This is a genomic window from uncultured Marinobacter sp., from assembly GCF_963974375.1.
Taxonomy (GTDB): domain Bacteria; phylum Pseudomonadota; class Gammaproteobacteria; order Pseudomonadales; family Oleiphilaceae; genus Marinobacter.
The window spans coordinates 1-6,807 of the sequence record NZ_CAXBDN010000236.1 but is presented as its reverse complement, the minus strand read 5'-3'; the positions used below and the strand labels follow the sequence as shown (position 1 = coordinate 6,807).

General features: G+C 59.3%; 4 protein-coding genes and 1 pseudogene. 3 read left to right on the top strand and 2 right to left on the bottom strand.

Going from position 1 to position 6,807, the window contains the following annotated elements:
- From AAC035_RS16765 to AAC035_RS16755, 3 genes and pseudogenes are all read left to right on the top strand, one after another.
- Positions 1-453 (top strand): annotated as a pseudogene (locus AAC035_RS16765) (EF-P beta-lysylation protein EpmB); the annotation flags it as partial.
- A 184-nt stretch (positions 454-637) separates the two neighbouring features.
- A complete protein-coding gene (locus tag AAC035_RS16760; RefSeq protein WP_339806162.1) occupies positions 638-2,428 on the top strand; it encodes a GTPase in 1,791 nt (596 codons plus the stop codon).
- 221 nt (positions 2,429-2,649) lie between these two features.
- Positions 2,650-4,734, top strand: coding sequence for an EAL domain-containing protein (locus tag AAC035_RS16755; RefSeq protein ID WP_339806161.1), 2,085 nt, complete (start codon positions 2,650-2,652; stop codon positions 4,732-4,734).
- A 66-nt stretch (positions 4,735-4,800) separates the two neighbouring features.
- On the opposite strand, the gene serB is transcribed toward AAC035_RS16755, so the two are convergent.
- A complete protein-coding gene (gene serB, locus AAC035_RS16750) occupies positions 4,801-6,036 on the bottom strand; it encodes a phosphoserine phosphatase SerB (protein ID WP_339806159.1) in 1,236 nt (411 codons plus the stop codon).
- On the bottom strand, positions 6,029-6,807 hold a 779-nt coding region (locus AAC035_RS16745; protein WP_339806157.1), incomplete at its 5' end, for a DNA gyrase C-terminal beta-propeller domain-containing protein. The genes AAC035_RS16745 and serB, both read right to left, overlap by 8 nt.

The following is a 6,807-nucleotide window of genomic DNA, read 5'->3' as shown; positions in this document are numbered from 1 at the left end:
CGCCTGCCTGTGGTTATCCCGCAACGGGTAGACGACGCCCTGCTGGATTGGCTCGGAAAAAGCCGGCTGAAGCCGATTCTGGTGATCCACGTCAACCATCCCCGGGAGGTCGACGATCAGGTTGTCAGCGCACTTGCCAGGCTGCAGCAGGCTGGCGTCACACTGCTGAACCAGAGCGTCATCCTGCGGGGTGTCAACGATCATGCAGACACCCTGTGCGAGCTCAGCGAGCGACTGTTTGACGCTGGCGTAATGCCCTACTACCTTCATGCGTTTGATCCGGTCAGTGGCGCCCATCACTTCGATGTGCCGGATGATCAGGCACGGGCGCTGATCCGATCCATGCAAAGCCGCCTGCCCGGCTATCTGGTGCCCCGTCTGGTCCGAGAAATTCCGGGCCGGGACAGCAAGACTCTGCTGGATCCTGGCATGGAGCGGAGCCTGCCCGAATGACGGCTGTCCTGAACTGGTACCGGAGATGCCTGAATATTATGGGCACCGGTTACGACCGTCGGCCAGCCGGGCGAAATGTCAAACACTGTGAATCGCGCACGGATCTGATTTTCTGCTACTTTTTTGCTATTTTAAGGTCACATGCCACTATCCCTAATAACGAATTGCAATTCTGGTAATTTTGATGCTGAAACCTGATCTCAAAGTCCCGGAGCAGAAAATTGCCAGCCTGTCGTTCTCCGACACCAGCCCCAAGGCATTCCGCGCCTGGGTCAGTCATTTGCCCATGGCAAATCTTGGCGAGCTTTCCCGTCAGCTCTATCACGCCATCATCGAGCTGAATCAGCTGTTCATCGCGCCAGGCCAACGGTTGCAACTCCTGGAGCTGATCCGCCCGAAGATTCGGTTTGTCTGCGATGAGCTGTCCCGCCACTACCTGGGCATGGCGATATCACTGCCGGAAAAGCAACGCAAGATTGCCAACCTTTCCCAGGCTCTGCAGCTGCACGCGGCTGCCGGTTACAAGCTTTGCATTCTCGAGCTGATCGACAATGGCGGTCCCGAACGCAACAAACGGGCGCTGATCGTCTGCTGCCACCGTGCCATCAGTGAACTGGGCGCCACCGTACTGCGGGCAAGTCAGCTCTATGGACCCAGCCCTGTGGGCAGTTGGCATGAAGCACACCAGCTCTACCAGTTTGCAATGGCTCACGGCCTGCATGACACCCAGGTGCCGGATGAATCCCTGCAACACCGGGCGGGCTCCTCGGTGGCAGAAGCCTATAAACAGTTACTGCTGTTTGGTTGCGCCCGCGCCAACCAGCTTCGTCAAAGCGAAATGGAGCAGGCCTACCATCTGCTCGAGCTGTGGGCCGATAAAACCCGTTGCGCAAGGGAGCTGGCCAGTTCCGCACTGTTTATCGTGAACACCGGCTCTGATCAGCCGGCCGTGTTTCGCGACCTGGTGCCCGATAGCCAGACTGGCACCACGCTCGGCTTTGATTCGGGTAATCTGGCGGGGTTACTGGAGACCCATCTGCAGAACGCTGAAGATGGCCGCAAGACTGAATCGCCCATACGGGTTCCGGCAGGAACCAGTGACACGCTGATCAGCCACCTGTCCGGTGCCTTTGGCATGCTTGCCAAGCGTAATTTTAACCGCCTGGCTGCCGAAGGCTCTCTTGAAGTCTGCGCGGGTCTGACATCGGTTCACTATTTCGTGTCCGGTCAGAACAGCTTCAGCAATTTCATTTCAGGTAACGAAGCGCCCGCACAAGGCTCAGACAATCGTTTCATGAAACCGGATCGTCGCGATGCCTGGGCAACCGCTCACGATGCGGGCACCTCCGATGAGCGCATCATGGCATCTGCCGATGCGCCCATCAATTTCCAGCGTCAGGGCTTTGACAGCGATGCGCTCAACGCAAAAAACCGGCCAAACTCCTACCTGACCCGGCTGGTGAACACCAGCCCCGGAGGCTACTGCGTAGTCTGGAGCTCCGGGGACATTCCGGCGGCACTGCAGGCTGGCGAGATACTGGGTGTCCGGGAACAGAAAACCCACCCCTGGAGCATTGCGGTGGTTCGCTGGTTACGCCAGACCCGCAGTCAGGGCACCCGGGTCGGCATCGAGTTGCTGGCACCGAACGCCAGTCCCTGCGGCGTCCGGCTTATTCAGAAAACCGGCCAGAACAGCGAATTTCTCAGAGCGCTGCTGCTCCCGGAAATCGCCGCTCTGGGACTGCCGCCCAGTGTCGTGACCCCGAAGCTTCCGTTTCAGGTTGGCAGCCGGGTGGTGTTGCTTCACGATCAACGGGAAGATCAGGGCATTCTTGGCAAACGGGTCGAGGCCACCGGCAGCATCAGCCAGTTCCAGCTTCGCCTGTACAACCAGGCCGGGACCACCCAGGAATCCCGCAATGGCGAAAAACCGGCCAGCGAAGACGAATTCGACTCCCTGTGGCCGTCCCTCTGACCCCGGTAGTGTCCCGGAATGCCAGAAAACTGAGCGCCAGCTCTCTGTCCCGGCTGGACAGGGTTGTCATTGCATGGCATCCACTGCATCATTTGTGGTCATCAACGACCGATAACAACTCCGCATCCGTCGCCGGTAGCGGGCCGTTCAGGGAGCAGTACCTCCGGGTCTGACCTGGCCCCGACCCCAGGGTAACCGGCACACCACGAGACAGTGAACGTATGCAGAAACACAAGAGCACCGTCCATCTACTGATCATGGACCCATCACAAAACGATGCGGAATCCCTGGTCAGCCTGCTCCGTAATTCCGGCCGCGCTACCCGTGCCCATCGGGTGACCTCCGAGGAAGATCTGGACGATGCGATCAAGTCTGGCCAATGGGACCTGTTCCTGGCACGGGATACCAGTGAGGAATTCCTGGCCGACGATGCGTTAGCTGCCATTAAACGGCTGGACAAGGACATTCCGTTCATCCTGCTCACCGAAAATGAAAACAGTGAGCGGGTGCTGCAAGCACTCAAGTCCGGCGCTCAGGACGTCGTTCCGGCAGACCAGCAGGAGCGGCTCATGCTGGTGGTCCGCCGGGAACTGGCCGGACTGGAAGAGCGCCGCCGTCGCCGCGCCCTGGAGTCCCATCTGCGGGAATCGGAACAGCGCTGCCAGTTGCTGCTGGAAAGCTCGAAGGACGCCATTGCCTACGTCAACGACGGCATGCACATCTACGCCAACCATGCCTACATGGAGTTCCTTGGCTACGATGACCTTGACGAACTGATGTGCATTCCGCTGCTCGACACCATGGCCCCGGAAAGTCAGGATAGCCTGCGCAAGTTCATGAAAACGTTTGCCGATACCCGGCAGGATGGCATGAAACTCAACTGCAAGGCCCGTCGCAGTGATGATCAGGATATCGATATCACGCTCAGCGTCTCCGCTGCGACCTACGACGGTGAAACCTGCATTCAGGTGATCATCCAGCCAGAGCGAAGTGACGTTGAGCTTCAGCAAAAAATCCGCGAAATCAGTCACCAGGATCTGCTGACCGGCCTGTTCAACCGCCACTACCTGATGGACAACCTGGCCAGAACCATCATTACCGTTGGCGAAAGTGGCCAGACCGGCGCCCTGGCCTATCTTGGCATTGACCGCTTTGTGGCACTCAAGAACGATCTGGGCATTGCCAATACCGATCTGCTGCTTCGGGATCTGGCGGCGCTGCTGCAAGCCCGCGTGGCGGACAACATGACCCTGGCCCGGCTCAGCGATGATGCCTTTGGAATTCTGTGTCAGCCCTGTAGCGAAAACGAACTGGCCGAGCTGTGCCAGAGCATTGTGAAGCAGGTCGAAGACCACCTTTTCGACATTCAGGGCCGATCGTCACAGATCACACTGTCGGTCGGCGTTGCCGCCATTACCGAAAATGCCCCCAAAGCGCCGGATCTTCTCGGCCGGGTTCACACCGCCCATTCCGCCGTGCGCAAGAAGCCCGGACAGGAGAACGGCAATGGCATGGTGGTCTATAATCCCGCCGATTTCGAGCAGCTCGATCAGGGCAGTTCTCTGGATGCCATTACCAAAGCCCTGGAAGAGAACCGGTTCCGGCTGCTGTTCCAGCCCATCATCAATCTCAGAGGGGAAGGCGAGGAGCATTACGAAGCCCTGGTGCGCATGCTCGACAAGGACAACAAGGAAGTTTCCCCCTATGACTTCCTGCCCCCCGCGGGCCCCACTGACATGGCCACGCGGATAGACCGCTGGGTGGTGCTGCAGAGCATCAAACAGCTGTCCAGTCACCGCAGCCGGGGTCACGATACCCGCATATTCCTTAATGTGACGGCCGAAACCATTCAGGACAAGACCTTCAGCCAGTGGCTGAGCGTGGCCCTGAAGGCGGCCCGCCTGCCCGGCGATGCACTGATCTTCCAGCTCCGCGAAGGCGATGCCAACAGCTACCTCAAGCAGGCCAGGGAGTTCAGCAAATCCCTTCATGAGCTTCATTGCAGGGTGGCTCTGGCCCAGTTCGGCTGCGCCCTCAATCCGTTCAATACCCTCAAACACCTGGACGTGGACTATGTGAAGGTCGACGGCTCGTTTACCGAGGAAATCCAGAAGAACGAGGATGCCAGGGAACAATTGAAGGAAATGGTGCAGGCACTGCAGAACAACGGCAAGCTGACCATCGTGCCACTGGTTGAAAACGCCGCCGTACTGGCGACCCTGTGGCAGGCTGGCGTCAACTACATTCAGGGTTATTATCTGCAGGCCCCGGTACCTGAGATGAACTACGACTTCGGCGACCAGTAGGAAGACCGACGGCACGCCGGTGTCTGGCCGGAGCGCCGTCGGTGCCAAACCGGCGACCGGTCACGGTCAGTTCAGGGGCTGGTTGAACTGCTCACTACGGGTTTCGCTTTCGCGGAAGCCGATCAGGTAGAGCACCGCGTCCAGACCCAGCGTCGAAATGGAATGTTGTGCGGACTCCTTGACCAGGGGCTTGGCCCGGAAGGCAACACCGAGCCCGGCCTGGCTCAGCATCGGCAGATCATTGGCGCCATCACCCACCGCAATGACCTGTTCCCGGGAAATCTTCTCACTGGCGGCTATCTCCAGCAGCAGTTCCGCTTTGCGGGCGCCATCCACAATGGGACCCGAGACCCGGCCTGTCACCTTGCCATCAATAATTTCCAGCTCATTGGCGTGGATGTAATCAATGCCCAGCTTCTGCTGAAGATGCCTGGCAAAGTAGGTAAATCCACCGGACAGAATCGCTGTACGATAGCCCAGAAAACGCAGGGTGCGGAGCAGATGCTCAGCGCCTTCAGTCATTCGCAGGCGAGACGCCACCGTCGCCAGTACACTTTCATCCAGTCCCCGCAGTAATCCCAGGCGCTCGGCAAAGCTTTCACTGAAATCCAGCTCACCGCGCATGGCCCGTTCGGTAATCTCGGCAACCTGGGCCCCGACACCCGCCTCCAGGGCCAGCTCGTCGATCACTTCGGCCTCAATCAGGGTTGAGTCCATATCAAACACCACCAGTCGGCGGTTGCGGCGGAAAATCGAATCTTCCTGAAAAGCGATATCGACGTTCATTTCACCGGCAATCTGCAGGAAATCCGACCGCAAATGTTCAAGATTATCCGGCGTGCCCCGCACCGAAAATTCGATGCAGGCAATGCGGTTGTCTTCCGGAGTCAGGGATGGCCGGGCTGAAAGTCGGGTGATGTTGTCTATGTTCAGGCCATGGCGTGCGGTTATCGCAGACACCCGGGCGATCTGTTCCGCCTTGATGTCCCGGGACAGCAGGGTGACGATATAACAGGCCCGGTTACGGGCCGCCGCCCAGAGCTGGTATTCCTCCGTGGTGATCGGCGCGAAACGGACCTGCAGATCGAGCGCGTGCAGCCGGAACAGCAGGTCGCGAATGACCGGGGAGGCTTTCGACTCATCGGGAATTTCCGCGAGAATGCCCCAGGTCAGGTGATCGTGAATCACCGCCTGACCGATATCCAGAATCCGCACATCGTAACGCCCCATGATCCCGGTGATCTCGGAGGTCAGCCCGGGCTTGTCACGACCGGAAACGTTGATCAGAACCAGTTCACTCACTGCCTGACTCCTGTTCAGAGAAATCTCCGGATGAATCTTCTTCAGCCGATACCGCCCCCTCGGACAGGATCACATCAATACCGTCGACCCGCTGCAGCCCCCGCGGCAGCTTGTGGCCACGGCGGCCCCGCTCACCCAGGTAATGTTCAAGGTCGGCAAAGCGCAGTCCCATTTTGCGCTTGCCGGCACGAATCTCAAGCTGGTCCGCTTCGCAGAAAACCGCAACCGCGACCACGAACTCTTCCCGGCTCTGCACTCTCGCCGAGGGTATACCCAGAATCTTGTTGCCCTTGCCCCGGGCCAGTTCTGGCAATTGTTCCAGCGGGAACACCAGCATCCGGCCCTCGTTGGAGATCGCCGCCAGATAGAGCGGAGCTTCCCGCTGCGGAATTTCCGTCGGTGGCATCAGGCGGGCGCCTTTGGGAATACTGACCACCGCCTTGCCGTTGCGGTTCTTGCTGATCAGATCCTCAACCCTGGTTACAAACCCATAGCCGGCGTCGGTGCACAGCAGCACTTTCTGCTCGGGATTCGCCAGCAGCAGGCCGTCAAAGGTGGCCCCGGACGGGGGGTTGATCCGGCCCGTCAGGGGTTCGCCCTGGCCCCTTGCCGAGGGCAGACTGTGGGCCATCAGGGCATAGGCCCGACCCGTGGAGTCCAGGAATACCGCCTGCTGGTTGTTACGACCTTTCGCAGCCAGTGCGAAACGGTCACCGGCCTTGTAACTGAGCCCCAGGGGGTTCGCCCTGGCCCCATGCCGAGGGCAGACTG

Coding starts and splice junctions, on each gene's coding strand:
- AAC035_RS16760 (WP_339806162.1), top strand. CDS start 638: ATGCTGAAACCTGATCTCAAAGTCCCGGAGCAGAAAATTGCCAGCCTG.
- AAC035_RS16755 (WP_339806161.1), top strand. CDS start 2,650: ATGCAGAAACACAAGAGCACCGTCCATCTACTGATCATGGACCCATCA.